Origin of the sequence: Streptomyces calidiresistens, assembly GCF_014141525.1 — a bacterium.
Lineage (GTDB): Bacteria > Actinomycetota > Actinomycetes > Streptomycetales > Streptomycetaceae > Streptomyces > Streptomyces calidiresistens.
Window position 1 is genome coordinate 1 of the sequence record NZ_VKHS01000739.1, and the last position, 2,674, is coordinate 2,674.

Consider the following 2,674-nt stretch of genomic DNA (forward strand, 5'->3'; position numbering starts at 1 on the left):
GTGCGGGGAGTGCGGGCGGGGCTCGCGCCCGCGCGTGCACGGGAGCGCACGGGGGTTCACCTCCCGCGGGCCGGGGATCGGGTGTCCCCACCCTGCGCCCGCTCCCGGGGCGGTGCCCTGCCGGCGTGGTCCGCTCGGGTCGTTCACCACCCCGTTCGGCGCAAGGGGCGGTCGGACCGCCGACCGGTCGGCGGTCCGACCGCCCGCCCCCGCTCACCCCGCGAACAGACTCCCCATCCGGGGGCAGCGCACCGTGCGACCGATCAGCCGCAGCCCCTCCCAGGCCGTGACCTGGTGGGCGGTGAGCACCGGCTTGCCCAACTCGGCCTCCAACTGCGGCAACCAGGCGATGGTGTGCAGGGCGGTGTCCGGCAGCAGCACGGCCTGCGCCTCCGGGTCGTCGCCCTTGTGGGCCAACTCGGTGACCCGGGCGCGCCCCCAGGTGCCGACCTCGGCGGCGGTGATGATCCCCGCCGGGGTCACCCGGGTGACCCCGATGCCCGCCGCCTCCAGGAACTCCCCGAAGAGCAGGGCCACGTCCTCCGGGTAGGTGGCGGCGACGGCCACCCGCTCCAGGCCGAGGTGCCGCACCGCGTGCGCGAAGGCGAAGGAGGTGCTGGAGGCGGGCAGCCCGGCCATCCGCGACAGTTCCCCGGCCTGGGTGCGCGCGCCCTCCCAGCCGAAGACGAAGCTGGCGCTGGTGCAGGCCCACATGACCGCCCGGGCACCGCGTTCCCGCAGCACCTCCGCGCCGTCCCGCAGCCGGTGAGCGGCGCCCATTTCGAGGAGGGCGTCCACCCGGTGCGCGTCGGTGCCGATGTCGGTGTGCTCCAACGGCAGGGCGACGTTGGCGCCGGCCTCGTTCAACAGCCGCTCCATGCGGGGGACGTCGTCCTCGGCCGAGTAACCGGGGTAGAGGAAACCGACACCGCCCACCTCCTCCGGCGGCACGATCCCCACCGGTGTCTCGGGGATCGGGGCGGCCCCTTCGGTGGGCGCGGTCCCGTCCCGGATGACCGACTCCATGCGTGGTGTCCTCCTGCTCGTGACGTGGCGCCGGGGCGGGTCGTCCGCCCCGGCGCGCCGTGGTGCGCTCGTCCCCCCTGTGCCGGAGCCGGGCGCCGCGCCGGACGCCGCCCCCGCTCCGGCCGGTCAGCCGGCGGCGGGTCCCCCGCCCGGTTCCCCGGGCAGTGTCTCCGGGAACTCCGGGAACTCCGGGAACATCGCGTCGGCCGGCGCCTCCCCCCGCACCCCCTCCTCGGCGGCCGACGGGACGGGGGTCCCGGCCATCGCCGCCGCGGTCTCCGGGGCGCCCGGTCGGGTCTCCCCGGGGCGCGGCACGGGCGGCAGCGGGGGCGGCGCCGTCGCCATCGCCGCCACCGCCCGTCTCGCCACCGGATCCAACAGCGATTGGTACGGTCCCACCGCCTCCTTGCCGATACGACGCAGCGCGGCCCAGACGGTCACCTGGTTGGCGGAGAGCACCGGCATCCGGAACTCGGCCTCCAGTTGGGGGATCACGTCGAAGGTGGGCAGGTTGGTGCAGCTGATGAACAGCGCCTGCGGCGGCCCGGCGGCCCTTCCCGCGGTCGCCTCGCGGGCCATGTCCACCACCGACCGGTAGCCGACCCGCCAGATCTCCCGGGTCAGCCCCAGGTAGCTGCGGCCGCTGACGGTGATGCCCCCCTCGGCGAGATAGGTCTCCAACGAGTCGGTGACCGACTTCGTGTACGGCGTCACCACCGCCACCCGGCACACCCCCAGCTCCTCCAGGGCCATCAGCAGCGCCCCCGAGGTGGTGACCGCGGGCATCGCCCCGGCCTGCGCCATCGCGGCGACCATGGCGCGCTCGCCGAGGGTGCCGCCCACGAAGCTGCCCGAGGTGCAGGCGTAGGCGACGACTTCGGGGCCGACCGCGCTCAGCGCCTGGACGGCGTCGGAGAGGGTGCGGTGCTCGCTGACCAGGCGGGCGAGATCCAGGCTCACCTCCACCGGGACGAACGGGGTGCGGGTCAGGTGCAGGGACACGTCGTCCGGCACCCAGCGCCACAACTCCCGGTCCAGGGCGAAATCGAACGGGGCGACGACGCCCACTCCGCGTTGCCGTGACGGACCACCGACGAAGGAGACATCCATGGCGGGACCCCCGATGGGAAAGGCGGGACCGGCCCGAAACGGAGTCGAATCGTCTCGGGCCCGGATGAATTCGAAAAGCAGGGGCGGAGCGAGGGCGAAACGGGAGGGCGAGGCGATACGGGAGGACCCGTCACGACGCCGTATGGGGTGTGCGAGGGTACGGGGCGGGTCGAACGGCCCGCCGGAACGAGGGGAAACGCGCCCCATGGACGACACGCCGAACGGGGCTCCGCGGCACGTCGCGCGGCGTCCGGGGACGTCATGGGGAACGCCTTCATTGACGACGGTAGTTTCCGGTCCCTACCGTGGTCAATCCCGGCATCGATCGGCGAACGGGCGGTTTCTCCGCCCCGCCGGAACACCGGTGCGAGTCCGCCGCACGATCCGCACATTCGACCCGCTCGGCACGGATGATCACCGATCACGAACGATCTTCCGGCCGTTGTTCCCGCCAGTGAAACAGCCCGCCATTGCGAAACGGTTTCCCCACCATGTCAAGCGAGTCGTCACCCGCCCCGAAGCGGGTTTCCCCCGATTC

General features: G+C 73.7%; 2 protein-coding genes. Both read right to left on the bottom strand.

Features of this window, described 5'->3' with window-relative positions:
- Positions 1-213 precede the first annotated feature (213 nt).
- Positions 214-879: a maleate cis-trans isomerase family protein gene (locus FOE67_RS22165; protein WP_228474165.1), complete on the bottom strand. Its 666-nt coding sequence runs from the start codon at positions 877-879 to the stop codon at positions 214-216.
- 273 nt (positions 880-1,152) lie between these two features.
- Positions 1,153-2,136, bottom strand: a complete 984-nt coding sequence (locus tag FOE67_RS22170; RefSeq protein ID WP_182666606.1) for a maleate cis-trans isomerase family protein — start codon at positions 2,134-2,136, stop codon at positions 1,153-1,155.
- Between the last annotated feature and the right edge of the window lie 538 nt (positions 2,137-2,674).